At 40.6% G+C, this 26839-nt stretch carries 24 protein-coding genes; 4 read left to right on the top strand and 20 right to left on the bottom strand.

Annotation, left to right across the window (positions count from 1 at the left end):
* Nucleotides 1–62 precede the first annotated feature (62 nt).
* The 7 genes from SJ2017_RS07680 to SJ2017_RS07650 all read right to left on the bottom strand — a co-directional run bounded on the left by SJ2017_RS07680 (nt 63) and on the right by SJ2017_RS07650 (nt 10398).
* A complete protein-coding gene (locus SJ2017_RS07680; protein ID WP_080915393.1) occupies nt 63–2039 on the bottom strand; it encodes a BCCT family transporter in 1977 nt (658 codons plus the stop codon).
* Nucleotides 2040–2526: 487 nt separating this feature from the next.
* Complete coding sequence (locus SJ2017_RS07675; protein WP_080915392.1) at nt 2527–3198, bottom strand: DUF502 domain-containing protein; 672 nt, start codon at nt 3196–3198, stop codon at nt 2527–2529.
* A gap of 175 nt (nt 3199–3373) precedes the next feature.
* Nucleotides 3374–4516: a putative sulfate/molybdate transporter gene (locus SJ2017_RS07670; protein ID WP_080915391.1), complete on the bottom strand. Its 1143-nt coding sequence runs from the start codon at nt 4514–4516 to the stop codon at nt 3374–3376.
* A gap of 290 nt (nt 4517–4806) precedes the next feature.
* Nucleotides 4807–5517 (bottom strand): phosphate signaling complex protein PhoU, encoded by a 711-nt coding sequence (gene phoU, locus SJ2017_RS07665; RefSeq protein ID WP_055022995.1) that lies wholly within the window; start codon nt 5515–5517, stop codon nt 4807–4809.
* Nucleotides 5518–5578: 61 nt separating this feature from the next.
* On the bottom strand, nt 5579–6397 hold the full coding sequence (gene pstB, locus SJ2017_RS07660) for a phosphate ABC transporter ATP-binding protein PstB (protein ID WP_055022996.1): 819 nt from the start codon (nt 6395–6397) through the stop codon (nt 5579–5581).
* A 28-nt stretch (nt 6398–6425) separates the two neighbouring features.
* Entirely contained in the window at nt 6426–8084 is a 1659-nt protein-coding gene (gene pstA, locus SJ2017_RS07655) for a phosphate ABC transporter permease PstA (protein WP_080915390.1), read from the bottom strand.
* 58 nt (nt 8085–8142) lie between these two features.
* Complete coding sequence (locus SJ2017_RS07650; protein ID WP_080915389.1) at nt 8143–10398, bottom strand: ABC transporter permease subunit; 2256 nt, start codon at nt 10396–10398, stop codon at nt 8143–8145.
* 257 nt (nt 10399–10655) lie between these two features.
* Between SJ2017_RS07650 and SJ2017_RS07645 the strand changes: the two genes are divergently transcribed.
* Nucleotides 10656–11162, top strand: a complete 507-nt coding sequence (locus SJ2017_RS07645) for a glycine cleavage system transcriptional repressor (RefSeq protein WP_080915388.1) — start codon at nt 10656–10658, stop codon at nt 11160–11162.
* Nucleotides 11163–11296: 134 nt separating this feature from the next.
* Complete coding sequence (locus SJ2017_RS07640) at nt 11297–12118, top strand: DUF2797 domain-containing protein (protein ID WP_055023000.1); 822 nt, start codon at nt 11297–11299, stop codon at nt 12116–12118.
* Between the two features lie 99 nt (nt 12119–12217).
* Here SJ2017_RS07640 and SJ2017_RS07635 read toward each other — a convergent pair whose 3' ends face one another.
* Nucleotides 12218–12796, bottom strand: a complete 579-nt coding sequence (locus SJ2017_RS07635) for a DUF4136 domain-containing protein (RefSeq protein ID WP_080915387.1) — start codon at nt 12794–12796, stop codon at nt 12218–12220.
* Between the two features lie 292 nt (nt 12797–13088).
* Here SJ2017_RS07635 and SJ2017_RS07630 point away from each other — a divergent pair, with 292 nt between their 5' ends.
* Nucleotides 13089–13685, top strand: coding sequence for a LysE family translocator (locus tag SJ2017_RS07630; protein ID WP_055023002.1), 597 nt, complete (start codon nt 13089–13091; stop codon nt 13683–13685).
* 127 nt (nt 13686–13812) lie between these two features.
* Nucleotides 13813–14373, top strand: a complete 561-nt coding sequence (locus SJ2017_RS07625) for a DUF1415 domain-containing protein (RefSeq protein ID WP_080915386.1) — start codon at nt 13813–13815, stop codon at nt 14371–14373.
* 3 nt (nt 14374–14376) lie between these two features.
* Here the strand turns inward: SJ2017_RS07625 and SJ2017_RS07620 are convergent, their stop codons facing one another.
* From SJ2017_RS07620 to SJ2017_RS07565, 12 genes are all read right to left on the bottom strand, one after another.
* A complete protein-coding gene (locus SJ2017_RS07620; RefSeq protein ID WP_080915385.1) occupies nt 14377–14658 on the bottom strand; it encodes a putative quinol monooxygenase in 282 nt (93 codons plus the stop codon).
* 82 nt (nt 14659–14740) lie between these two features.
* Nucleotides 14741–15136: a GFA family protein gene (locus SJ2017_RS07615; protein ID WP_080915384.1), complete on the bottom strand. Its 396-nt coding sequence runs from the start codon at nt 15134–15136 to the stop codon at nt 14741–14743.
* A 129-nt stretch (nt 15137–15265) separates the two neighbouring features.
* Entirely contained in the window at nt 15266–16570 is a 1305-nt protein-coding gene (locus tag SJ2017_RS07610; RefSeq protein WP_244899787.1) for a BamA/TamA family outer membrane protein, read from the bottom strand.
* Complete coding sequence (locus SJ2017_RS07605) at nt 16557–17891, bottom strand: DUF4056 domain-containing protein (RefSeq protein WP_080915383.1); 1335 nt, start codon at nt 17889–17891, stop codon at nt 16557–16559. Before SJ2017_RS07605 ends, SJ2017_RS07610 begins: the two co-directional genes overlap by 14 nt.
* Complete coding sequence (locus tag SJ2017_RS07600) at nt 17888–18802, bottom strand: alpha/beta fold hydrolase (RefSeq protein WP_080915382.1); 915 nt, start codon at nt 18800–18802, stop codon at nt 17888–17890. The genes SJ2017_RS07605 and SJ2017_RS07600 overlap by 4 nt, the downstream gene beginning before the upstream one ends.
* 5 nt (nt 18803–18807) lie before the next feature.
* Complete coding sequence (locus SJ2017_RS07595; protein ID WP_080915381.1) at nt 18808–19686, bottom strand: virulence protein; 879 nt, start codon at nt 19684–19686, stop codon at nt 18808–18810.
* Nucleotides 19687–20184: 498 nt separating this feature from the next.
* Complete coding sequence (locus SJ2017_RS07590; protein ID WP_055023008.1) at nt 20185–20583, bottom strand: hypothetical protein; 399 nt, start codon at nt 20581–20583, stop codon at nt 20185–20187.
* On the bottom strand, nt 20584–21354 hold the full coding sequence (locus tag SJ2017_RS07585; RefSeq protein ID WP_080915380.1) for a class I SAM-dependent methyltransferase: 771 nt from the start codon (nt 21352–21354) through the stop codon (nt 20584–20586). It abuts the gene before it with no gap.
* Nucleotides 21355–21625: 271 nt separating this feature from the next.
* Nucleotides 21626–23617, bottom strand: coding sequence for a methyl-accepting chemotaxis protein (locus tag SJ2017_RS07580; protein ID WP_080915379.1), 1992 nt, complete (start codon nt 23615–23617; stop codon nt 21626–21628).
* Between the two features lie 185 nt (nt 23618–23802).
* Nucleotides 23803–25398 (bottom strand): ABC-F family ATPase, encoded by a 1596-nt coding sequence (locus SJ2017_RS07575; RefSeq protein WP_080915378.1) that lies wholly within the window; start codon nt 25396–25398, stop codon nt 23803–23805.
* Between the two features lie 313 nt (nt 25399–25711).
* On the bottom strand, nt 25712–25942 hold the full coding sequence (locus SJ2017_RS07570) for a hypothetical protein (RefSeq protein WP_055023011.1): 231 nt from the start codon (nt 25940–25942) through the stop codon (nt 25712–25714).
* Between the two features lie 137 nt (nt 25943–26079).
* The gene (locus tag SJ2017_RS07565; protein WP_055023012.1) at nt 26080–26838 is read right to left on the bottom strand and encodes an SDR family oxidoreductase; all 759 of its coding nucleotides are present in this window, start codon (nt 26836–26838) and stop codon (nt 26080–26082) included.
* Nucleotide 26839: the final 1 nt, after the last annotated feature.

Raw genomic sequence — 26839 nt, 5'->3', positions numbered from 1 at the left:
GGCAATGGTTTCTATCACAAACGCATTTAATACAGCTTACATTACTGCTAAAGCCAATATGACTACTCTGTTACCAATTCAGAGTTCGACAGATGTAAATAGTGTAGATAACGTTCATATTGATTAACAATATCTGCAATGATTTGCTCTTGGGTGTACCCCATAACATCATACTGCTGACCACCGTGCTCTAAAAACACTTCAACACGATAATAGTCTTGTTCGCTATCAAACAACTCAACATCCGCACCATTCATATTAAACGCACGTAACCGCAGCCCATAAGCAAATGGCAGAGTATCATTATCTTCATTACCGATAACCAACCTGACACGTTGTTCATCTTGGGTGATTACAGCAGCGATATTTTTTTGCAAAAATATTTGCTTCACTTGGTCAAGACCGGGCTTGGCGATGTTATCTAAAAACTCTTGTGCATCTTGATGACTCGGCTGAGAGACAAGTACATCAATGCGATCTTTCCAACTCATATTCGCTTTAGCAAATTGCACACTGGTATTATGAGATTGGACACTGTTTATCTTCAAATAATCATCTTGTAAGGCTCTAAACAAACCGACACACATTAATAGCATGACAATTAAAAACGGCATTGCACTGGCTATTGCCGCAGTTTGTAATGCTTGTAACCCACCCGCAATTAGCAGTACTGATGCAACAACCCCTTGTAAAATAGCCCAAAAAATTCGTTGCCATACTGGTGCACTATTGTCGCCACCAGATGTAAGGTTATCAATCACCAACGAACCTGAGTCTGACGACGTCACGAAAAATGTCACCACTAGGAACACGGCAATAATCGATAAGATGTTCGAAAATGGTAAGTGTTCAAAGAACTTAAATAGCGCTACTGAAACGTCACTTGAAACAGCATCCGACAAATAGGTTGCACCATGATTCATTACAGCATCGATTGCGGTATTACCAAATGCCGTCATCCATAGGAAAGTAATCCCTGAAGGAACAAATAACACCCCAATCAAAAACTCACGAATGGTTCGTCCACGGCTTACTCTGGCAATAAAGGTACCGACAAATGGGGACCATGATATCCACCAGCCCCAATAAAGTAGCGTCCAACCACCAATCCAATCTTCTTTTTGATCGTAGGCATATAAGTTAAATGTTTTACCCACAATATCACTTAAATAGCCGCCAGTGTTTTGCACAAAGGCTTGCAATAACGCAATTGTCGGGCCAAGTAAAAGCACAGCAACCAAGAGTAACAAAGCTAACCCTAGGTTTAACTCGCTGAGCCTTTTAACGCCTTTATCTAAGCCTGAGAACACCGATAAAGTCGCCACGCCAGTGATGGCAATAATTAAGATCACTTGGACAGTGATATTGTTTGGCAATCCGTCAATTAAATAGCTTAAGCCTGAGTTGACTTGCAACACACCAAAGCCTAATGAGGTCGCGACACCGAACATAGTGCCTAATACTGCAAATGTATCAACTGCGTGGCCGATTGGACCATATATGCGCTCTCCAATTAACGGATAAAGCGCAGAGCGAGGTAGTAGTGGTAACTTATGTCGATAAGAAAAATACGCCAAACTTAACGCCACAATGGCATAAATCGCCCAAGCGTGAATACCCCAATGAAAGAAGGTAATTTTCATTGCTTCTTTTGCGGCTTCTATGGTTTCAGGGCTGGTATCAGGTGGCGCAAGAAAATGCATCACAGGCTCAGCCACACCAAAGAACATCAAGCCAATTCCCATACCTGCAGAAAACAGCATGGCAATCCAGCTTTTGTAACTATAGTCTGGGACGGCGTGATCTGGACCTAACTTGATATCACCAAAACGGCTCATCATAACGAACATGATAAAGATGATAAAAATTGCGACGCCTACGATGTAAAACCAACCAACTTTAAGTTGCAGCCAAGACTGAACCGTTTGGAAAAAAGCAGCGGATTGCTGTGGCCAAAAAGCACACAGGAGAACCATCATAGTAATAAGGGTGACAGACGAAAAAAATACAGGCGGATTTATACTAGCCTTAGGTAACATTTATACTCCTAGTTTGGAGTGAAAAAATATCTAAGCTAACCTAAGCGCTAAGTCGTTCAAAAATCTATTTGTCGAACTTAATGCTTTGATTAACTTATAAACTAACCTTCACAATAGCACAATCTAATGGATGTTTTTGTCTTACAGCACACGCTTTAAGCAAAAGCTTACCCGCAGTTAACAACTGTCAGGATTAAGATACAGATAAACACAGGTCCATAACATTAAATTTGCTCTGCAAGTCAATGTAACAGCAAGCCCTGAGACTAACATTTTGAGTTGACTGTAAGATGTTAGTGCTTGGTGATGAGGATGTCGTGCTTTAAGCAACAGGATTAATGACGAGTTTTCAGCAAACTCAGGGGCAGTCCATTTATCCCTGAGCGACTTAATATGCAAACATCGACGAAAATAGCGGCTATTAGCTTTATCCTTGCTGAAGGCCGCTCACAATTAAATGCGTATTAAGACTGGCATGTAGATTAGCTTAATGCTTATTGTCGCTATTTTTAGCCTCAGGCTCACTGTCTACTAATGTGTCTTTGGCACTGTCTTTAATGGGCTTTTTAGCGTTAGTGGCTGTGATTGATTTTGCCGAAATTCCAGCGGTTAAATTAAAGCGCATAGCATCTTCAAACGACCAATCAACTTCAATTAAATCTTCTCGTTTAACTAAACTCGTAACACCAGCCATTTGATAACTCAGCTGAAATAAAACCGGTACCCAATCCCCGTCTGGTAGCGCGTCAGTTAATGGTTTAGGCGCGGTTTGGTTCATAATAAAACCAACAACATAACCACCGTTTGCCTGTTTAATCAGCACGGTCTTTTGGTTTTTTGGCTTACCATCGCTTTTCATTAACCCTGCAATATCACGAATACTGCCATATACCGACTTAAACAAAGGAAACTTCATTAATTGCTGTTCAAGCCATGAATATAACCAAGCAAACGGACTAAACGAGAATAATAACCCCGAGATAAAAACCAATACTGCAACCAGGATGAAACCTGTGCCAACAAAAGCGTTGTCCAGTTCGACAATATCAAGCAAGAAATGACCTAAGCCATCTAAAGAGATAAATAAAGACCAGAATAACCAAAGGCTGAGTACCATAGGTAACAGATTAGTTAGGCCTCTAGAAAGGGTGTTTTTCATTACGTCCACGCAAATAGAAATCAGGACGAAAATGGTAGCACACAATGCTCATAAGCCATGCTGTATATTCATCATAGCTAAATGAGCAAAGCTGGCTTTGTGAGCTAAATCACGAATAGATCTGCAAAGCCATCTTTAATCTGCATCAACATACAGTTATAGCGAGCGAATACTGCTATTTAGACGCACTCAGTTGCAGCCATTGATTGCGGCCTAACTCGAGTACAACGCCCACTGCCAGCCCTACAGCTGTATTAATTGCCAAACATGCTAATGCCGTTGAAAAAATGACAAAAATACAAAAGGGCTTACCATCGATAAATCGCTTAGACCAAGCGAGCTGCGTTCCAGCAATAGCAAGCAAGCTTCCCAACACCGCTAGGGGAATTAACGATAAAACAGTCGCAATGCCCTGTCCCCAAAAAATGGCTATGAATAAACACGTTCCACCAAAGATTGCCGGTGCTAACCATGTTCTAGCGCCAAAGTGATGCTGAACAGCAAGTCCTCCAGCGCCATGGCACATTGCTGCGCCGCCAAATGGCGCCATGAGTAAGTTTGACCAACCTGAAGTTTTTGCAAAAGCTTGTGGAGTAAACTTGTCACTGTCTTCGGGGAATTTGTCTTTAGCCATTGCCGAAATCGCAATGACAGCGTTAGTTAAGGTGAGTGCTAATTGCGGTAATACTAACAATAATGCAGCTGAACTCCACTCATTAGACTCAGGCCAACTGAATTGCCAACCTGTGGTTTGAGTAAAGTCAAAGTTCGGGCTAGATTGGCTAAATAATTGCCATAGAATGCCTAGAAAAATCACCAAAGGCATAACCAAATATTGCATTGGCATAAACCGACTTAAAAACAAAATACCAAATGCCAATAAGCCTACGCCCCATGTTTCACTCATCATGAAACCGCCCATCCACATCAACTGAATACCAATGGCGAGTTGAATGCCGATACTGATGGCAGGCGACAATTGTTTTGCCATCCACTGAATAATACCGCTGTAAGCCAATATCAGAAGGATCCCCCCCATCAACATGGCAGATGCTTGCAACATTCCAGGGGTTAACCCTTCAGCAATCACTAGCGCGCTTATCACTTTCATCGGTTGGATAGGGATAGGTCTTCGATAATAAAAAGCAGTAAAAATAGCAAAACAACCAAAGCCTAAGAATATACCTTGGGGGGAAAATTGATTGAGGGCAATAAGCCCAAGCACTAAAGGAAGAAAAGTGCCTAAGTCCGCAAAAGCACCACTGAACTCACCTGAAATTTTGTTGAAATTATTAAAACGATTGGTCTTACATCTCATATATCTTGCCGTAGGGATTGGATACTGAAATATAGCAATTTGAATGCCAACAAAAATAATGTGAACTAGTTCAAAATAATGCTGTGATGTTAATCGTTTAGCCAAAAACAATAGACATATTGACCCACACAAAAATTCTTTAAAAGGTCAATATGTCCAAATTAGTCATTCTTAATATGATGACATCGAGGTTAGTGAACTCAGATTTTCGCAATAAAAAAGCACCTCGAAAGGTGCTTATTAATTAATGAGTTATCTAGAACTCACTCAAAGTTAGTTTGCCTTACTTATTATAAGTTAAGATCTTTTTCCATATCTTCGTATGAAGTATGGCGAACATCTTTACCTTTAACGAAGTAAATAATGTATTCACAGATGTTTTTACAGCGGTCGCCCACTCGCTCAACAGCACGAGCAGCCCAAAGAACATCTAGTACACCAGGGATAGAGCGAGGATCTTCCATCATATAGGTCATCAATTGACGAATAATCCCTTCATACTCTTTATCTAATTTGGCATCTTCTTTGTGTAACTCAAATGCATTATCTGCATCCATACGGGCCAAAGCGTCCAAGGTTGAATGCAGTGTACGAGTAGCATGGCGCCCCATGTTTTCAATGCTTACTAGCAATGGTTGTTGATTGTTCAAGCGCTTATCTAACGCAGCTTTAGCAATACGAACACAGGCATCTCCGATACGTTCAAGATCGGTAATGGTTTTAGTGATTGTGATAATCAAACGTAAATCACTGGCTGCTGGTTGGCGTTTAGCGATGATACGAGTACATTCTTCATCAATAGACACTTCCATGCCATTAACACGGTGATCACCATCAATGACTTTTTGCGCAAGCTCAGCATCTAAAGAAGCAAGTGCATCTAGAGATTCTTCTAGTTGGCGTTCAACTAGGCCGCCCATGGCTAAAACACGGTTACGAATATCTTCAAGTTCGGCGTTGAATTGACCCGAGATATGCTTATTTAAACTTTTGTTTTCCATTACTGTATCAACCTTATTCTTTACTATATTGACCTAAGCCATCAGCTCTAATGCAATAAATTTAGCCGTAACGACCGGTAATGTAATCTTCTGTTTTACGCTTTTGTGGCGTAGTGAAGATAGTATTTGTGTCAGCATATTCAATCAGTTCACCCATATACATGAATGCAGTTTGATCTGATACACGTGCAGCCTGTTGCATGTTATGCGTTACGATAACCACAGTATATTTTGATTTAAGATCCGTGATTAACTCTTCAATCGTTAACGTTGAAATTGGATCCAATGCCGATGTTGGTTCATCAAGCAGCAATACCTCTGGCTCAATGGCAATGGCACGGGCAATAACAAGACGTTGTTGCTGACCACCAGATAATCCGAAGGCGTTATCGTGCAAACGGTCTTTTACTTCATCCCAAATTGCTGCACCGCGCAATGAACGCTCGGCGGCTTCATCTAACTCACGACGGTTACTCACCCCTTGCAGACGTAAACCGTAAACCACGTTCTCGTAAATCGACTTTGGAAACGGGTTAGGACGCTGGAACACCATACCGACATTACGACGAAGTGCAGCAACATCAACTTTCTTGTCATAAATATTTTGACCGTGAAGTAAAATTTCACCGTCAATATGACAAGTTTCAACTAAGTCATTCATACGGTTAATACAACGTAAAAGCGTCGACTTACCACAACCACTAGGACCAATAAATGCTGTCACTTGGTTTTTCGGGATTTTCATGCTCACATCAAATAGAGCTTGTTTATCACCATAACGTAAATCTAAATTACGAATTTCTAACGCAGTATCCTGTGCAGGTAGGTTAGCTAAATCGACAACTTCAGATTTAATAGCGCTTTGATCAATAGAAATCATTTTTCTTTTTTCCTCAGGATATCGCTAATTAGTGTTCTAGCGAACGGAATTTTTCACGTAAGTGATTACGTACACTGATAACTGTTAAGTTAAGTGTCACAATCACAGATACTAATAAGAATGAAGTGGCATAAACTAATGGTCTTGCCGCTTCTACGTTAGGACTTTGGAAGCCAACGTCGTAAATATGGAAACCTAAATGCATAAACTTACGTTCTAAATGGATAAACGGAAAGTTCATATCAATAGGTAAAGTCGGTGCGAGTTTAACAACACCCACTAACATCAATGGTGCAACTTCACCTGCTGCGCGCGCAACAGCCAAAATAAGGCCTGTCATAATTGCAGGACTCGCCATTGGAATAACAATTCGCCATAAGGTTTCAAACTTAGTCGCACCTAGCGCTAAACTGCCTTGACGCACTGCACTTGGGATTCGGCTTAAGCCTTCTTCAGTCGATACAATGACCACTGGAAGCGTTAGAATCGCTAACGTTAATGCTGACCAAATCACACCTGGCGAACCAAAAGTGGGTGAAGGTAGCGCTTCTGGATAAAACAATTGGTCTAATGAACCACCAAGCATGTATACAAAGAAGCCTAAGCCAAACACACCGTAAACAATTGACGGAACACCCGCTAAGTTAATTACCGCGATACGGATCATCTTAGTAATTGGACCCTTTTTAGCATATTCGTGTAGGTAAATAGCAGCGATAACCCCGAATGGCGTTACAATAACGGCCATCAGCATCACCATAAATACCGTACCAAAGATAGCTGGAAATACCCCACCCTCAGTATTTGCTTCACGTGGGTCATGGCTAACAAAGCGACCTAAACCGACAAACCAATGTACTACTTTATCGAAACTGTTCATACGATTGACGTAGCTAACGTCTAATACTGAATCTAACTTGAGCGTGACTTCTTCACCGCGCATGTCTCGAATTATCACAGAATCTCTTGCCGCTTGGTCACGTAACGCGAACAAGTCTTTTTCCATGACTAAGTAATCTTGGTTGAGCTTTTCTGCTTGTGCATCTAATTCTGCTTTACGCTCTGGGGTTAATTTACCGTCTAACTCATAACCACGTTCTTTTAAACGTAAACGCTCAAGTGCATAGTTAACTGAACCAATCTCAGACTTTTGAAGCTTTAACGCCTGCTCGCCGATGGTCACAGCACGGTCAATGTGTTCTTCTAACGCGATTTCGATTTGCTCGCCTGATAATGGTAAACGTTCACCATTTTCAATCACAGCAACCGGGTAGCCGTAGAAGTTACCATTTTTGGTACGCTCCAACATAGCGATATCAGTAGGCTTTTCACGACTAACAATGTCTGTAGCCAAAATCCAGCGAAAATCCAAACCAACGAATTCACGGTTACCTGTTTTCACTAGATAGCGAGTGACAAACTCACCAGGATGTTCGTTAAACTGATGACCTGCTGAAATCAATCGTTCAGTAGGCACTTCTTCACGGTCATAAATCTCACCAATTAAGGTTGATTTAACACCATTATTATCTTCAAGTTGCCATTGATAAATATCGGCAGGCCAAAAGTAACTTAATCCACGCCATGCAATTAATAACAACAAACCTAATACTGCAATCAAGCTGATACTGACTGCACCACCGGTCATCCAAATCCATGGAGAACCCGATTTAACCCACTTACCCATTGCTCAAACCTCTCAAAGCGATTGGCGAAATATTCATTATTATTTTCATCTTCATTCCTTAAAGTGAGCTGTAACGTTCACGTAGACGTTGACGTACCACTTCTGCAATGGTGTTAAAGACAAAGGTAAATACAAACAAGACGAATGCCGCAAGGAACAATACACGATAGTGCGAACTACCAATGGCAGATTCAGGCATTTCTACCGCAATGTTAGCCGCTAATGTCCGCATACCTTCAAATACACTCCATTCAAGGATTGCGGTGTTACCTGTAGCCATCAGTACAATCATGGTTTCTCCCACTGCACGACCAAGTCCCATCATCACAGCGGAAAAGATACCTGGACTGGCTGTCAATAGAACCACGCGAGTCAGTGTCTGCCAGTTCGTTGCACCCAGCGCTAATGAGCCATTTGATAAATGACGTGGCACTGAGAAGATAGCATCTTCAGCAATTGAGAAAATCGTTGGAATAACAGCAAAGCCCATCGCAATACCGACAACAAATGCATTACGTTGGTCAAAGGTAATCCCTAAATCATTGGTAATAAATTGGCGAGTATTACCATCAAAGAAAGCAATCTCAATCACTGGACTGATTTCGAATGAGAACCAACCCACAAACAAGATCACAGGGATTAGCATGATTTCTTGGTACGTTTCAGGTAATCGTTGCTTCCACGAGTTTGGTAACCTGCTCCAAGTAAATGCACTTAGTAAAATACTGGTTGGTAACAATGTCAGTAATACTAAAATGCCTGGAAGATGGTCTTCAATTAACGGCGCTAACCAAAGGCCCGCTAAGAAACCTAAAATAACCGTAGGAAGTGCTTCCATAATTTCAATGGTTGGCTTAACAACACTACGGACTTTAGGCGACATGAAGTAAGCGGTATAAATTGCACCAGCAATCGCTAATGGCACAGCGAAAAGCATCGCGTAAAATGCCGCTTTCATGGTACCGAATGCTAACGGCATTAAGCTTAGTTTTGCTTCAAAGTCATCAGAGCCTGAAGTTGACTGCCAAACATACTGTGGCTCTGGGTAACCTTCGTACCAAACTTTTTGCCACAAAGCACTCCAAGAGACTTCTGGATGGTCATTGTCTACCGCAAATACATTCAAGCTATTATTCGCTTCAACAATTAATGCATTCGAACGTGGGCTAAATGCCATTGCTCCAGGTTGCGCAATATTAAACGTTTCAGTGAATAAATTACGCTGACTGGTTGTATAAAGCAGTGATAGTTCACCTTCAGGACTCACTACAGCAAAACTTTTGCGATAAAACTCAGTAGCAATTGTCTGTACAGGTGAATCAATCTCAAAATCACGAATTTTTTGGTATAAACGACCACTTCGGCTACTAACCTGAAAATACTGGTCAATAGTACCGTCTTGGTAATTAACAAGAATCGAACTCGCACCCGCAAGTAAGCTCACATTAGAAACTTTGTTTGAGCCATCTTTAACATCAATAACTTGCAGCAATGACGGTTCATCAGTGTCGCGAATATCATAAATGAAGATTTTGTTTGATGTAGGCAGGATCAACTGGCGATGGTCAGGTGTCATTAACGCCGTTAACGCATCTTTAGGCGCATCTTCAACAACGGTCAGATCCGAATACCATTCAATTTCTTCGGTCATCATGTTTTCTTCGCCTTCAAGACGATTTAACTTCCATGCACCTTGATTATCTTGGTATGCAAAACCAATGCGACTATCGATATAGTCAAAGGCTAAGTGATGTAATGGCTGACCTTCATCAACCATAATCGGTGTTTCACCTAATGGGTAGCGTAAACGTGGTGTAATTGTGCGCACGTTATCAGGGTAAGTCACGCCAAAATCAACCCCAACGATTAACGCCTCACCCGTACTTAATCCAAGCGCAAAACGTTGCTCATTTGGTTTAGCTTTGGCGCTACTAACCACTGTCGCCCCTTCAGGAAGCGGAGGCTGAAAACTCTCAATTAACTGTTTACTGGCTACTGAATAAAAATCAACTTGGCCATTTACCAGTACGCGATAAGCTATTTCATTTTGCTCATCACTTCCCACCATTAAAGTGGCAGTCTCGGTATTTTGATAACTGATTGTTGATACAGGTTCAACATCAGCGCCATCAAAAATCGGCTTGATAACATACAATAAGTAAAAGAAAATCAACAACAAAGCGACAAAAACCATGGTTCCACCCACAGTTACACCCACTTCAGCTGCCTTATCCGTAAATGCTCTTCGATTCGCTTTTCTGCCTACTAGCAGACTCTTCGTCTCAGAACCAGGTTGATTGACCTGACTTTCCATTCAGAACCTCTATAATTAATCGTCAGCGAAATTTCGCTATGATTGTTTAATCCGCTGTGATACTAAATAAATAGCTGTTTTATTTACCTTAAGCGTTTGTGATTACAACTCAACAATTGTCAGTTCAAATCAGTACGTTTAAGTGATTAATTGATGACATTTTTTAGATGCCTATTTTAATTGGCTGAATTATATGACGTATATATGACAGTAGTGTTACAGGCGATTTATTTGTTAAACATTTGGGAGTTTCTTTTATGTTACGTTATCTAGTTACCTTGCAAGCCCCTGATAGAAAAGGGTTAGTTGGACAGATTGCAAATGTTATCAGTCGTCACAACGGCAACTGGCTCGACTCCGAAATGCGCCATATTGACGGCGTTTTTGCCGCAATATTACAGTTAGAAGTATCGGCATTAAAATGGGATACCTTGCTTGAGTCTTTGGAGTGTATCGAAGGGCTAAGCTGTACTTACAGTAAAACAGGCCACATAGCAGAGCCGATTAAACGATTAAGTTTTAATTTAGTAGCCTACGACCGTGAAGGCTTAGTGCTTGAAATTTCAAATAAAATAAATGCACTTGGTATTAACATCGAGCAATTTAGTAGTCAGCAAGAAACTGCAGGCCACAGTGGTATTGCATTGTTTAGAGCCACCATGGGTTTAGGGTTATCAGATCCAAGTCAGGAAGAACAACTCACAGAATCACTATATGAACTCGGTGACGATGTGGTGTTAGATAAACTCAGTAAAAGCGCCTAGCTCCTTTTGTTTGTTGCGTTAATGAATATATTAGCGCAACAGATATCCCTTCTATTCAATCTAAAAAACCGTTTAAATTTACTGACTACCATCTGTTAGACTACTAACAAATCATAACAAAAATGAGTTTAGAGATGTTAGGAACGTTATCAAAAATGCGCACTCAGCTTGATGAGCAAAATGAAGTGCACTATCAATTACCCGTAGGGGATGCACTCTTAGAGTTAAACCCTTTAATCGGTAAAACACTCACCTTGACCCATACGGGTAAAATTTTATGCTCAAGTTGTGGTAAGAAAACCAAAAAAAGCTACTCTCAGGGACATTGTTACGTGTGTATGTCAAAGCTTGCTAGCTGTGACTTATGCATCATGAAGCCTGAAACGTGTCACTTTGATCAAGGTACCTGCCGTGAACCTGAATGGGCACAAAGTCATTGCTTTGTTCCTCACTTTGTCTATTTATCCAATACATCCGGGATCAAAGTTGGCATTACGCGTTACACGCAAATACCGACTCGCTGGATAGATCAAGGCGCCACACAAGGGTTACCTATCTTTAAAGTTTCTACTCGCCAACTTTCAGGCCTTGTTGAAGTAGAATTAGCAAAACTGATTAATGATAAAACCAATTGGCAAGCCATGTTAAAAGGTAATGCAGATGATGTTGATTTAGTCGATATGGCCAATCAATTAATCCCAGAAATTGAAGCAAAACTGTTAGAGATAAAAGAGCAAAATCCTGACTTTGTGATTGAGCGACTCAATGACCAAATTCAAGGTATTCGCTTCCCTATTACCGAGTTCCCTAAAAAAGTAAAATCTCATAACTTTGATAAAACACCTGAAGTAACGGGGGTTTTGCAAGGTATTAAAGGTCAGTACCTCATTTTTGACACAGGCGTTATCAATATCCGTAAGTTCTCATCATACGAAGTGAATGTTGACACTGAATAACACTTCAATTGAACGGTAAACTGAATTTAGGCTAAATAAAAAGCCGCAGAACATAGGCTCTGCGGCTTTTTTATAATAGTTTCTCGCTCAGGAAAATCGTTACATCGTATGATTAGGGATAGAGTTCAGCATCATACCAGTCAATTTATCAAAGCGGATCTCACGATCTTCGATAGGTTTTCCTGTCTCTGTAAACCCTTGTGCTAACACTTTCCAAATAGGTTGAATACGATTAGGACTAAACAAAGCCACCAGTACAGATCCTTTTTCAAAATCATCATCAATACCTGATGTTGATAAGCCAGCAACGAGACCTGCTCTTTTCATGATTTCTGCGTCACTCATTTCCGACTCTAGCGCCATACCAAAACCAATAAGCACATTTGGATTCTCATTATCTTTAGCAAAATGGTAGCCCTTTTGCTCCATGATTTTTGTTATCGATTGACGCATATGTCTCACTAATTCAGCATCATCAAGTTTATTTGCACTATGAACAGTAAACATCGTTGGGTGCCAAGCAAAGCTCTTTGCTTGCGAAGAAATAAAGCCAAGATCTCCTGAAGTCACCATTGTGATTCGACTAGGAGCAGGCTTGTTGACCTCTTCTTTGGTTGCACAACCTGAAATCAATACAGCGAAAAGACTTATCCATAAACACCATTTTTTGCTATTCATTCACATTTAGTCCTGTAGTCAGCAAGTTAGCCTATCTTTATTGTATCAAGCTATTGAAATTTCGTTATCAATATAACACTTAAACCCTAACCTAACCTGACTCAATTTCAATAACAAGTTATGTCATGTTACCAGCAAAAAGCCACACACAAGATTAGCAAGCTACAAACAATTACAGTACAAATGTAAAAGCACCATCCACGAAAAATGTAATTAACACTAGGTTAGCCAGTATATTCCCGTTAAGATGATCACCTATTAGCACTGCCGTATTGATATATTTTACCGATTTATGGAACTCGTTTTTACTATTGCACTATTCGCTTTTTCTGCAGGAATTACACCCGGCCCCAATAACATCATGTTAATGACGTCTGGCGTTAATTTCGGTATAAAACGCAGCATGCCACATTTACTAGGGATTATTATTGGCTTTCCGAGTATGGTGGTCGCTATTGGCCTAGGACTGAGTGCCGTCTTTCAAGCCTACCCAATGACGCATCAAGTCATTAAAGTTGCTGGTATCATCTACCTACTTTACCTTTCTTGGCGCATCGCTAATAGCTCAAGCAACTTAGAAGGTAAACAAACAGCTAAACCATTTAACTTCTTTCAAGCTGCTGCATTTCAATGGGTTAATCCTAAAGGCTGGATTATGGCTGTCGGCGCCATCGCTACCTTTACTGACATTTCACACGCTTTAATTCCGCAAGTATTAACCATTGCAGTGGTATTTTTTATGGTGGCATTACCTTGTGCCTCAATTTGGTTAAGCTTTGGTATTGGCCTTAAAAAACTGCTTAAAAACGAGCGTCAGCAAAGAATATTCAATATTTCAATGGCCCTGCTATTAGTGTTATCTATCATACAGATGGCTTTACCTGATTAGTCTTACATTGAATAAACAACACTGTTAGTAAGGCTGTTAGCTTTAACGCCGAACGTTAGTTTTAGCGACGAACATTAGTTTTAGCGTAAGCCCGCTATGACGAATTGAACATATGACAGGAAAGAACATGCAAGAGCAAAGCGAATACCATATTGAAACAGCAAACTGGGTCAATAAAGTGATCATGAAATACAATATTTGCCCATTTGCACGTCGAGAAGTTGAAAATAACAGCATCCGATACATTTGCAGCGAAAACACTAAAGTCAAACAGGTGCTAAAAGACTTTCTGTCAGAATGTGAATACCTAGATAACCATCCCGATACCGAAACCACACTATTCGTTTTACCCCGAGGTTTTGAAGGCTTTTATCACTATCTAGATCTTGTCGATTTAGCCAATGATAAATTACTCGAAAATGACTATGAAGGTGTCTATCAACTTGCCAGTTTTCACCCGGACTATTGTTTTGATGGCGAGCCACAAGATAGTCCCACAAATTATACCAACCGCTCACCTTATCCAACGATTCACATCATTCGTGAAGCGAATATGGAAGCCGCTTTAGCTGAATACGATGAGCCAGAGTCTATCCCTGAAAGGAATATTGCTTTTGCTGAACGTAAAGGCACTGAATTTTTTACTGCATTATTAAAACAATGCAAGGTAGGAAACAAGATTAAGTAAACATTACTCGGTATCACTCATTTGGTAATGTCGAGTTACATTGACAGTAAGCCGCCCCCAAGCTGACTGCTTCACTCGTGCTTGATGCACTTCGAATGCCATTTGATCTGTAAACACTTCATCGACATTATACTTATTTGGATTTTTGTTATCAGGAAGCACTTCAAAACTAACGCAGCCAGGCTCTGCTAGCGTCAGCTTGCGGTGCAAAGGTAAGGCTTGTTTTACTGCGGATAAATCCTCATCAGCCACTAAAATATAGCCTGTTAATCTGACTTTACTCAATTCATCTTCCTTGAAGTTAGGTGATAGCTAAAACTAAACGATAGCACTAATGCTTAGCTTTGTTTTTGCGCTTATTGTAATCCTACTTGTCAGCAGGATGATTTACACCATCATTTATCACTACATCGCCTAATTCATATGGGTTCACTCCAACCAGACACCCAATGTTATAGCCATATTCATTGGGATTTGAGCGCCGTTGGTGATGTGTATAGATGCCACATTTAGAGCAAAAGTAATGTTTAGCGGTATGAGTATTAAATTGATAGCAAGTTAAATGCTGCTCGCCTGCAATAATCGTTAAATTTGCTAAAGGAACAGAAGCCACAATGGCACCTTTACGGCGACAAATAGAACAATCACAACGTCTGGGATTTTCTATTCCATTAGGGAGAAACAATTCAATGTTCACTTCGCCGCAATGGCAACGAGCAATATGCCGCAGCTTAATAAGGGTTGCACCAACTTTTTGTAACATTAATACAAGCCTCCATGCTTTTAAATATACTTATCCAGAGTAACGTTAAAGCATGCACATCACTCAAACCAGATGCCAATTTTTAAAATAGAAGATTGAAAATACATGTTTGAAAAACAAAATTGAAACCTAAAAAGCTTCATTTACATTGAAATAAAACCCACTGTCACCATCACCAAAGGCCAAGTCTAATCTAAGGTTAACTCGCGGTTTCACTTCAAAACGATAACCAATGCCAGTGTTGGGTAGCACATCAGATGACGCTAATTCATTAAATTTATCAGAAATAACCCCAGCACCTACCCAATATACCATGCCATGACGACCAGATAAGTTTTGACGATATTCTACTTGAGCAAGGAGCATTTGCTTATCGCGATAACGACCTGAGGTGTAACCTCGTAGTAAATCTCCGCCACCAGCTTTAGATAGCTGATCCCAAGGTACATCACCATGGGTAAATCGACCACGTATTTGCCATGCCAGAACGTCACTATCTGCAACAGGATAATAAGTGCTGTAGAGAGCATTAACGACTTCAAAGTCTGTTTTGCTACCTAAGTCTTTACGATATACACCGACATCTATCTGAGCAATTTTTCCCTGTTCAGGATTGAGTACATTATCTCGGCTATCATAATTGGCCAATAAGTTAATACCTACGCTACGTGATGACGCTTCTAATGGCGTGATATCAACTTCAGATTCTAAGATATCAATACTACTGGCTTTGGCATAACTGAAGTCAAAGCCTGCTCCGACAAACACATTTGACGACACCCGCTGAAGGAACATTGGATTTGCACTAATCACTCTGCCACTAAAATCAGTACGATTCTCATCTTGATAATTTTCATCATACCCAATGCCATAAAACACATCGGGAATATCTGACAATTCGGCGTTGAGATATAGGCGCTGCCTATCTTCATTCAGAAAGGTTTTATTTTCAATGGACACACCTAATGCGCCATTAATAGAGGCTAAACCATTAATGACCAACGAAGATAATTGACTTACCTCATCGTCAGGATCAACTTGATACAAGCCTACAGCAGAAATGCCAACACCTAAATCCATTTCAGGATTGTAAAATGGCCCTGGTAAAAAGCTAAAATCAATAGGTTTACTCGGGTCAAATTCGCCATCAGCCCCTAGCTTTTGTAAAAAATTTTCTACCCAGCCGAGCGCTTCATTGTCGTCTTGAAATGGCACTTCATCAGCACCGTTAGCCTTATGCAGCTCTTGTTCTGTGATCTGTTTAGTCGCGCCATTCACTGATTGAGACTGTGCTGCTGACACACTAAAACTCAGCATGAGTGAAATTGACAGAGGTAAAATCGGCAAAAGTAACGCTGAACGCCTGCAAGCATGATTGCGCTTTGAGCTCACTGTAACAGCCAATGTGCGTGCCACAGAATTAATTAGCTTCATTAACGTGTCCTTGGTTTGAGCTATCAGCTTGTTTCAGTTGTTTCGCTAATGGCAACTTAGGGTACTTAGCTAAATGTTCAGTTAACATGGCTTGATCTCGAGTTTGGTTATAACGAGATAACTCAAGAAACTGCTCTTGTGTAAAGCCTTGCTGCCAAAGCGATGCAGGCACATGATCAAATGAGGCTGAAAATTTAGGGTCTACGAATAGCCATTGCTTTGCGACATCATCAATGACAATCCCGTGAACAAGATTGGCAAGCTGTAACTCATGCGGCTCAACCGTTTGCTCATAAAGAGCGCTGATCGCTGGCCATGATTTACTGATAAATGCCAAGCCCTTAGGCACGATGTAAGGTGATTGTTCATCTCCTAATTCATAGTGACGTTTAAGCAGCATGAATTTATTCGGTAACGGTTCGTTTGAATCCCACCAATAACCATCAATGGCTTCAAACATGGCATCAGTTTGTTGGGCAGAAACGGGGTCTAACCAAGCGATGGTTGCAAAAATCCACGCTGTCATATGAAAATTATATTGCTGACGTGTCATGGCTAAATTATTGGTGAGCACTGCAAGAGCGATTTTCGCCCCTAACATATTCGAGTAAAGATCTTCAGGTGAATACGCCGACACATCTTCGGTCCAGGGACTAAAGCTACGATAACCATGGTATTGAGCTATTTCATGGGCTTCTGCCATAGAGTAAGCCAAACGAACCGCTATACTTGCCGCCAGCTCCCAACGCTCAGTAGCGGTTAACTCGCTGACGTCAAACGCCGCTAACTCAATGGTTCTTGGACCGATTTCAAACGGCAGCTCAATAGTTTGCGCCTCACCTAAATAAGGCTGAATGCGGTAAAACAAAGCCACAGCGTTATCTGCAGTATCACGCACATGAGCGAGGTCAATAAAGCCACCTTTTAGGGTGTACACCAAACCGTTATTCTCACCACTTCGGCCAGCATTCGGCGCCGACTTTTGATGGCTAAAGCTTCCCGCTTCAAACGCATGAGCACCAATATCATCCAGCTCAATCGTATTGGCATGTCTAAAAAATGGCACCGGAATCGGTCCAAGTTTAACTTTCTGGCCACTACCAAATGCACAACAAGGTCTAACACTTGTCGGTAAAGGTAAAGCTGCTTGCTCTGGTAATTTGATATCCTTAAGTAATGCGTTGTCAGGCTCATTATCAAGCGCTGCTTCCACTGCCACATCAGATGGCGTCGCACTGACTTGCCATTCACTGCTTGAGCAGCCACTAGCGATAGTGATTATTGAAAGGAGTAATAGGTTTTTGTTCAGAAACTGCATCATTTTATAAAATCTCGGATCATTTGATTGATGAGCTCCGGAAAGTCATTCGTTAACCCGTGGGAAGCGTCAGGAATAATGATAAGCGGCGCATCTAGAAAAACTGAAAACTCATGCCCTTTCTCTAATGGAAACACCTGATCGTTTTCACCCCATATCAATAAAGATGGAGGCAAGTTATCCCTGAATTCAGCAGGTTCCAATTGATTTCGATACGCAGGTAATGTGGTAATCAACGAGCGTTTTTCTTCGAGGTAATTCGCAAAGTATGTTTGATAGATTTGTTCATCGATAAAGCTTGGGTACCAAGGGTGTGCGACAAAGGTATGTTCCAAAAGATGCCTTACACCTTCTTTATCTTGAGGCACAAACACCGCTTCAGGGGTTGTTTGGCCTAATCGCTCACTCATCGCATCCATATCAGCATCACTAAAGACAATCCCCGGACTGGCAAGCATCATCGCTTTTTTTACTTCTGGCGCTTTAATCATTAAGTCAAACGTCACAAAGCCACCGAACGAAATACCAACAAGGTTTACTTGTTTAAGCCTAAGTTCACTTATGAGCTGTTGAATCGCCGAAGTTTCGCTTTCAATGGTTGCTGGAGCATGGCTATATGAATCGCCAAACCACAATAAATCAGGAACAATAATATGGTAATCGACGACAAGATCTTGCATGGTTTCATACCAACTTGTCATGCCTGTACCACCAAAACCATGGAGTAAAATGATTACTGGAGCCTGTTCATTGCCGCCTTGCCAATAATGTAATTCCCCGTCCTGCGCTAGCGTTAGATGGTTTCGCTCAAAACCAGCATTAATTAGCTGTTTTTGCTGATAACTATCCACCATAGAGACGGTCGAGCAACCGGAAATGAGCCAAATAACGATACTGGTAATCAATAATCGCATCAGTATTAAAACCGATATCCAATGGAGGCCATAAAGCTTGTACGATTACCAAAACCACCCTCAAGCAACAAGTCAAAGCCAGCGCCAAGGTGTAATTGAGCCCCCACCAAGGTGTTCCATTTATCAGCTAGATGTTGGTTAACTTCAAATTTACCATCACCTATCAAATCACCAATACTCGAGTCACCGATAGGAAGAATATCTTTAAGATAGCCACTGAATGTCTGTTCAACGTTTTGGTACATACCACCGACCCATACCTGCAGATCATTACCATATACTTTGGTGCGATACCCCACTCGTGGCGACACAACTATCGTGCTGATTTCACCATCGAGAATATCCAGATCTGTATTGGTATAATTCACATCCAATAACGCAAACCAGTTATCAATACCGCCAACAATGGTGCCGCCAACGCCATAGGTTGTTCCTTTAAAATTTAATTCAAAATCAAAAGGATCTAACTCAGGGAAAAAAGGCAAATCAACATCCACTTGAACATTGGCAACGCTACTGCCTTTTGTATGACCAATAACACCATACAAGTTCAAAAATGGAAGCACCCACATGTCTGCCCGAAACGTTAATGTTTCAGAGTCTTGTAGTGCTTCGCTGCCATTAATCGAAATCTTGTCATCAATAAAGTCCCCTAATCCTGTAAAGGCAACACTATCAACCACTAAAGGCTGTTCCATCGTCATATAATTGATGCTAAAGCCATAAGGTTTTGGGAGTTCGTAACCTAAATCAATCGCTTCCTGGGCCCAAATAGGGAAAGCACGTTGGTATTTTGGAGTGACTTCTATCGAATCTTCAGCAAAAACGATATGACTAATAAAAAGCGTTGAAAGAGCAATAACAAGAGTAAAAGTTCGTAGCATTAGAGCGAAAAATCCTTAACAGCTTCAATGTTAATCAACATTAAAAACATTGAGATAAATAAATAAGTGACTCATTCAATGCTTCTGTACTGGTAAAATTAATCTCAGCATTGATGATAAAATAGACAGATAAATTTGGGAGCGAGGATGATAGAGATGAAATATTAATTTAAAATTAAAATTGAGCTAAAAGGAATATGGATGTTTAAGAAATCCAATATCTTGACAATGCCACTAACAGCAAGTCCGATCAATTAACAACCACCCAGACGGCTCACCACAACCTTAACATATGTATCAAACTGTTATTTGTTCGTTTAGAAAGGATAATGACGGACAGCCATAGCTTCAGCTTGATTCGCTAATACGTGGGAGAGCCCGTATTTCAGCGCGTGTTCAAAGTGTTTGTCGACATAAGAGTGAGATATAAATTAGCTTTTGAATGAACAGATTCAAAATTGTGGTTAAGCTTAACGAGGTGACAATATTAATAATATACTAAAAATCACAACGGATTTTCCCGTTATCATTAAGAGTCAGCACTGCACGTTTATTGACCTCAAGATTAGTCACATAGCCACATCGTCCATCAAGGGTTTCACCACTATTAAGCACTAGCTGATACTGATAATCACCATCAAGTTGAGCTAAGTCATAGTAGATTCGATTTTGCTCACCAATGTTTATCTCACCAAAATCGAGACGACTATGTGGCAATTGAATGACTGCTGAATCAATAACAAATTCAGAGCTATTCTTAACTGTCACACTCGGGCTGACATAAAAATATGACCAATACATTAGTGCAACAGCTGCACAAATCCCTAAAGAGACTTTAGTAAAAATGCCTAACCAACGATTACCAATGTCTAACTTTTGATCGGTTGAAAATAACATTTACGTTTTTGTTCCTTTTATAGAAAACACCAAAGGAATTGATTGGCCTTTTACAATAGAGTGAAACTGGTTTGGTTGCTGCTCAATTAAGTTTTCAAAGCAATTATAAGGGCTATAAGGATATTCATTGACGCTATCAATGCGAATACCAGCTTGAATCAAAGCGTTAATCACTTCTCCCAATGAATGTGCCCAAGTCACCATCGTCTGCGGTGTATCATCTTCTACATCTGTATAACTGCCTTCAGTGACAATATCTGGCTTGGATTGATGAAAATACGGATACCCCTCTAACACATCCTGTACAGGATGAAATTCAGCCATATAAAAGGTGCCACCGGATGTTAAATTATCTGCTATCACTTTTGCCCACTGGGTCAAACAAGGCAGCCAACAAATAGCACCAAACGAGGTGAAGACAATATCAAAACTATGCTGACTATCAGCTGAATAGCTATAAACATCTGAGCAAACAAAATCAGCGCTTATTTGGCATTGTTTAGCCAGCTCATTCGCTTTATCAATGGCAGTATTTGATAAATCAACACCAGTCACTTTAGCCCCTCTTCTTGCCCATGACAGCGTATCTAACCCAAAATGACACTGAAGATGTAATAACGACTTATCCGCAACATCATTGAGTTCTGCGAGCTCAATTTCAGTCAGTGAGGTTTCGCCAGCAAGAAAGCTTGGAACATCATAAAACGATGAGTCAAAGTGCACTTTTGCTCTTTCATTCCAAGCCTGTTTGTTTGTCGTTAAATAATCCATTTAAACTTAATCCGTTTTTAAATGCCCAATACCGTATTAAACCGATTCCTTTATAGCGTATTGCACCTTCTTCTATAGTACATTTTGAGTGTATATGTAAGCACTTGCCTTAATTTCAGCAACCTTAATGCCTTTTATTATCAAAATCTAGAATACATTAGCTTTTTCTGAATTTGTTTACATAAAATGGTGTAAATAAAAAAAGCCGACAACAAGTGCCGGCCTTTGTTACGTCAATTTTTCTTAATTTAAACAATACTCAATGCGATTATTACTGGGTTAGAGTAAATTTCTGAACTTGTTCTGACATCGCTGCAGCATCTTCAAGTAAGGTTTCATTGAGCTGACTTAACGCATTAGCAATTTCTTGAGTTTGATTATAAATCTCACTGATTTTCATCGCATTTTGATTCACTTCTTCGGCAACAGCTGCTTGTTCATGAGTTGCTGAAGCAATTTGTTGATTCATACTGTCAATAACATCAACATCCGCCACAATTTGTTTCAACTCTTTGCCCGCATTTTCAACTTCAATAACGCTTTCATCAGCACTGACCATGCCACGTTGCATAGTTTTAACGGCTAACTGAGCACCTGATTTAAGCCTATCAGTCATCCGCTTGATATCATCCGTTGATGATTGTGTTCGTTGCGCTAAGGTTCTGACTTCATCAGCCACAACAGCAAAGCCTCGTCCTTGCTCTCCCGCTCTTGCCGCTTCAATGGCCGCGTTAAGTGCCAGTAAGTTAGTTTGCTCTGAAATCGCGCTAATGACATCCAAAATAGTCGCAATAGATTGTACATCTTGATCTAATGTCTCGATCGCATTTGAGGCTTCATTGATTTCGCTGGCAAGATGTTTTATCGATACCGTCGTTTGTGAAACACCCTTATTACCAATATGTGCCTCTTTATTGGCAGACGTAGATGCATCTGATGCTTGCACCGCATTAGCCGCAATTTGAGTGACTGTTGCACTCATCTCAGTCATAGCCGAAGCCACTTGCTCTGCCTCTTGGTAGCCAAGTTCAACATCTTGCTTCATGGTCTGAGTATGACCATTAACTTGCTCAACCACACTCACCACTTGCGAAGCACTTTGTCTAACTTGAGCAATTATCGTTTCAAAGTCAGTCATCATGGCATTAAAGGCGGCTGACAATTGGCCGAATTCATCTGCAGATTTGTGCTCAATCCGCGTGCTTAAATCAAAATGGTTACCCGCATGGGTGACTTTCTCAAATAAGTGACTCAAGCTCTTATTCAAGTAATTAGACACTGATAAACTCAACCATGCTAGCAATATTATCGATATTGTTAATGCGAGTAATGATGTCCACATCATTTGGTTGGCTGAATCCAATCTTAGTTTAGTTAACTTAATCAAATCATCAGCTAAGAAATGTTCAAAGTCAGTTAGCACGTTAATTCTTGCTGTAGAAGTACTAAACCAAGTTTCCGGATTTTGGGCGCTGATATGAGTGACGTCTTGAGAATAAGCGATATCACGTAATTGCTGCACCGCTGACTCTTCTCGAGATCGTGAAACTTGTTCAAATTGCGATATCCAATCTGGAGTCGCTAACGCCTTAAAGCGTTCACCATAAGTATTTTGTTCAGACACTAAAGTGACAAACCGGCTAAAAACGCCATCTTTAAACCCTTGTTGGCCGAAGGTTGTGCTAAGTACAGCACGCTCAATACCTGCACGTTCTTTTAACTGTAAAAACGCACCAAATGATGCCAACTTGAGTGATAATTCACTGTCAGTGCTTTGCATTGCCGTTTCATCAACAACCGATAACAATGCCGTATTTAAACCTGTGTAATACTTCACTTCATCAGCAACCGTAACCGTCAATGAATCAACAGAACGTCTCATTGACTGCAATTGCTGCAACTGGTTGCTAATTTGTCTCAAGGTAGCACTAATCTGAACAGGAAAATCATCAACATTTGGAATGCTATTAAAACGACTTATTTGTCTATCAGACATCCCACGCTGCTGAGGTAGCGCATCGGCAAATGATTGTCCTTGTGAACCAATATAGCCGGCACTCATGCCACGCTCTTTTTGTAACTCATGGACTAATGCACTATTAATTACAGCAAGCTCAGTTAACGAAAGTACCGTATTTAATTCTGATTTAGTTTCATATTTATTGTGAACAAACATGCCACCATAAATCAAACAAATCAGCAGAGGCGGGACAATTAGCAATAGCAGTTTATGTAGCGTTTTTAGATCGGTAATCCATTTCATTGTATCTTTACCCTTAGAGTAAGTGCTCCATGCAATTTATCGCAATAAATTACATGCTTTGATGTAACTAAGGCGACTTAATTTCTTTTCAAATTAGTATGAGAATATCGTTCGCGCAAAAAAAAACCTGTAAAACTCTATATGAGTATTACAGGTTTATCGGCTATTTAAATAAAAGCTTTAGCTTAACCTTCAACGCCTTTACTTGCTAAGAACTCATCATAAGTTCCTTTGAAGTCATTAATGCCTTGTGGCGTCACTTCAAGAATACGAGTAGCAAGAGATGATACAAACGCACGGTCATGAGATACAAACAACAACGTACCTTCATACATTTCTAACGCGTTGTTTAATGACTCAATTGATTCCATATCCATGTGGTTAGTTGGTTCATCAAGCAGCAAGATATTTGGCTTTTGCATAATAAGCTTACCAAAATACATGCGACCTTTTTCACCACCAGATAAGACTTTTACTGACTTTTTAATATCGTCAGAACCAAATAACATACGTCCTAAAATACCACGTACTGTTTGGTCGTCATCTTCTGGCTTACGCCATTGGCTCATCCAATCAAACAAGGTCATATCATTAGCAAAATCAGCTTCGTGATCCTGTGCATAATAACCAATGTTTGAATTTTCTGACCATTGAATCGTACCCGCATCTTGTGGTAAATCATGGACTAAGGTACGTAACAAGGTGGTTTTACCCACGCCATTTTCACCCAAAATAGCAATTCGCTCGCCAACTTCAGCCATCATGTCAAAACCAGAGAATAACGGCGTTTCGTCAAAGCCTTTAGCTAACTGCTCAACCACTAATGCATTACGGAACAATTTCTTCTCTTGTTCGAAACGAATAAACGGATTAACACGGCTAGACGCTTTAACTTCTTCAATTTTAATCTTATCGATCTGCTTAGCACGCGATGTAGCTTGCTTTGCTTTAGATGCGTTAGCCGAGAAACGAGCAACGAAGCCTTGAAGCTCTGCAATTTGTGCTTTCTTCTTGGCATTATCTGACTGCAGACGCTCACGAGCTTGCTGCGCTGCCATCATGTATTCATCGTAGTTACCAGGGTAAACACGTAGTTCACCGTAATCGATATCTGCCATATGGGTACATACAGAGTTCAAGAAATATCTATCATGCGAAATAATCACCATGGTGCTATTACGTTGGTTTAGCATTTCTTGTAACCAGCGAATGGTATCGATGTCCAAGTTGTTGGTTGGTTCATCAAGTAATAATACATCTGGGTCTGAGAGCAAGGCTTGTGCAAGTAGCACACGTAATTTGAAACCTGGTGCAATTTCACTCATTAAGCCAAAGTGTTGGTCAACACCAATACCGACGCCCATCAGTAAGTCACCAGCACGAGATTCAGCAGTGTAACCGTCCATTTCGGCAAACTGCATTTCAAGTTCAGCCACTTTGATGCCGTCTTCTTCACTCATTTCTGGTAAAGAGTAGATACGATCACGCTCTTGCTTAACTTCCCATAGCTCTTTATGACCCATGATCACAGTATCAACCACTGAATAAGCTTCATATGCAAACTGATCCTGGTTCAACTTACCCATGCGCTCGCCTGGATCAATTGACACATTGCCGCTTGACGGCTCAAGGTCACCAGTTAGGATTTTCATGAAGGTGGATTTACCACAACCATTGGCTCCGATAAGACCGTAGCGGTTACCGCCACCGAATTTAACTGAGATATTTTCAAACAGAGGCTTTGAACCAAACTGCATGGTGATGTTAGCTGTAGTAATCAAAATGAGATTCCAAAATTCAAGTTATGATAAAAACAAAAAACCAGTGCCGAATTATGTAACGGCTATAACGTTCAACGAGTATAGCGGTTATTGCTCAGTTAGCACTGGTTTCTAGCCACCCTTAATTAGTTAAGCATGGCCATATTAAATAGGCGGCGTACTATAGCATTTCAGCTTATTTTTTCAACTTAACTTAGCCACAAGGCGCCATAAATCAGGCGAAATTCCATGAATTTATTAAGTCAAAAAAGACAGATGGGGAATATTGAAGGTCAGAACCAGTCAGTAACTGAAGAATGAAGGGAATAACAGACTATTTCTTTGCGGTGAATTTTCGAGTAAACCAGGCAATAGTGGCGCTTTGTTGTTGTTCACTTAGTCCAAAATAAACACACACCCAAGGAGAGATCAAAAAATACCACGGCATTGTCATGCCTAATTCAGCATTGTATTGCAGATAAAAGAAGCCAAAATAAATCACGGCAATACCAGCAATTCCCACTGTGAGCATGGTTAGCTTCATTGCTTTTTCTAGCCTATCCATTTCGCAATCCCTTTAATTATTCTGTGAAATACCCTGAAAAAAGAGTTGTCAATAACACTCGCCAAGATGGTAACAATAATCGCAGCAATAAAAAAGCCAACCATTAACGGGTTGGCTTTAGTCTGAATCAGTAGCAATTACATGCTTAAACCGCCATCAATTTCAAAAACGCGGCCATTTACATAATCATTTTCAACAATAAACTTAACTGTTGCAGCCACTTCTTGTGCTTGACCTAAACGCCCAACTGGCACCATTTTTTCAAGACGCTCCAAGGCTTCTGGTTTCATACCAGCGGTCATTTCTGTTGCTATTACACCTGGCGCAACTGCGGCGCTTCTGATGTTATAACGCGCAAGTTCTTTAGACCAACCAACACTCATTGCTGCAACACCAGCTTTAGATGCAGAATAATTTGACTGACCAATATTACCTGCCTTAGCAATACTAGAGATATTAATAATTACCCCTGCTTGCTTTGAATGAATCATCGCTGCAGCCGCTTCACGCCCACACAAGAAAGTCCCTGTTAAGTTGACATTGATGACCGATTGAAATTGCTCAAAAGACATACGGTCAGTCACAAGGCCTTCTTTTGCTTTAATCATCATCCCATCACGAAGAATACCTGCATTGTTAACTAATACGTTCACTTGACCAAAATCTTCAAGGATATAGTTAAAACCTGCCACGACGTCTTCTTCATCAGTAATGTCTAAGGCATAACCTTGTACTTCTGTTGTCGCTCCTAAATCAGCACAAGCACGCTCTAATTTTTCTTGATCAACATCGATAAGTGCAAGTCTTGCGCCTTGAGAGGCAAACTCTTGCGCCATCGCTAGCCCTAATCCACCTGCTCCGCCAGTAATGACAACAACTTTATCTTTAATTTCCATT

This window comes from Shewanella japonica (assembly GCF_002075795.1).
GTDB classification, from domain to species: Bacteria; Pseudomonadota; Gammaproteobacteria; order Enterobacterales; family Shewanellaceae; genus Shewanella; species Shewanella japonica.
The sequence above is the reverse complement of the archived record's forward strand: the minus strand, read 5'-3'. Positions and strand labels throughout refer to the sequence as shown.